Origin of the sequence: Cohnella lubricantis (assembly GCF_014212015.1) — a bacterium.
In the GTDB taxonomy this organism is placed as follows: domain Bacteria; phylum Bacillota; class Bacilli; order Paenibacillales; family Paenibacillaceae; genus Cohnella; species Cohnella lubricantis.
Map to the genome: position 1 here is coordinate 13,012 of NZ_JACJVN010000067.1, position 1,347 is coordinate 14,358.

The window sequence follows — 1,347 nt, forward strand, 5'->3', positions numbered from 1 at the left end:
TCTGGTTCCTCTCTTTGGCCCCGCATCCATCCTGGTGAACGCGAGCGCTGCTAATGCCGTTTTCCCCATTGGGGTTTGGTATAATAACGGAAGAGAGGAGTCGGGTACATATGCGGATCATCGATCAATTTGTTCGTAACGAAGAGGAGCGGGCTCGGGCCAATCGGGTCGAAGCGTTGGCTGCCCGGTTCGCAGAGAGAGCTGCTGCGCATGACAAGGAAGGCTCTTTCCCTTTTGAAAATTACGCTGACTTACGGAACGCCGGCTACCTGAAGCTGACGGTTCCCAAGGCTTACGGCGGGGACGAGATATCGCTGTATGAGATGGTTCTGCTGCAGGAGCGGCTCGCTTATGGCGACGGCTCGACGGCGCTGGGCGTCGGCTGGCACCTAGGGCAGATGCTGCACCTGCGTACTGTGAAGCGCTGGCCGGAGGAGCTGTTCGCCGAGCTGTGCCGGGATACCGTGGCGGACGGCGCGATGATCAATGCATTCGCCAGCGAGGCTGGTTCCGGCAGTCCGAGCCGCGGCGGCAAGCCGGAGACGACTGCCATCTCCGCAGACGGCGGCTGGCGGATTACGGGGCGCAAGACGTTCAGCACGCTGTCGCCGATTCTCGATCGGTTCACCGTATCGGCTTATATTCCGGAAGAAGATACGGTGGCAGACTTCCTCGTCCGCCGCTCGGAACAGGTGACGGTCGTGGAGACGTGGGACACGCTCGGCATGCGCGGCACCGGCAGCCACGATGTCGTGCTCGACGGCGCTTGGACGGATCAGCGCATGAGACTTCCCGGCAAAGGGCAGGACGACGGCGGCGGCTGGCTGCTGCATATTCCGGCTTGCTATTCCGGCATCGCATTGGCTGCGCGCGACTTCGCGTTGGAATTCGCGCGTGGTTATCGACCGAACCACCTCGCGGGGCCAATCGCGGAGCTGCCCGCCGTGAGGCAGATGTTCGGCGAGATTGAAGTCGAGCTGCGCAGCTCACGGCAGCTGCTCTATTCGGCCGCCGAACATTGGGACCTCGCGAGCATGGGGCAGCGCCCGGCGCTGAAGCCCGAGCTAGCGCTGGCCAAGTATGTCGTCACCAACAACGCGCTGCGGGTGGTCGATCTCGCCATGCGCATCGTCGGCGGCGCCAGCTTATCGCGCAAGCTCCCGCTGGAGCGGTACTACCGCGACGTCCGCGCCGGGCTGCACAATCCGCCGATGGACAGTTCCGTCCTGCAGATGCTGGCGGCGGAGGCGCTGGGAGAGAAGGGCTGAGCAGGGGTAATGCATACGGGAGTGGAGATACGCGTGTGAACCCACTTTAAGAGGACTCAGGCGATTGGCGCGCATGTTG

1 protein-coding gene is annotated in these 1,347 nt (G+C 63.0%); it reads left to right on the forward strand.

Translation table 11 applies throughout. The annotated features are described in order from the left end of the window. Nucleotides 1-110: 110 nt before the first annotated feature. Nucleotides 111-1,268, forward strand: coding sequence for an acyl-CoA dehydrogenase family protein (locus tag H4Q31_RS17375; RefSeq protein ID WP_185180331.1), 1,158 nt, complete (start codon nt 111-113; stop codon nt 1,266-1,268). Nucleotides 1,269-1,347: the final 79 nt, after the last annotated feature.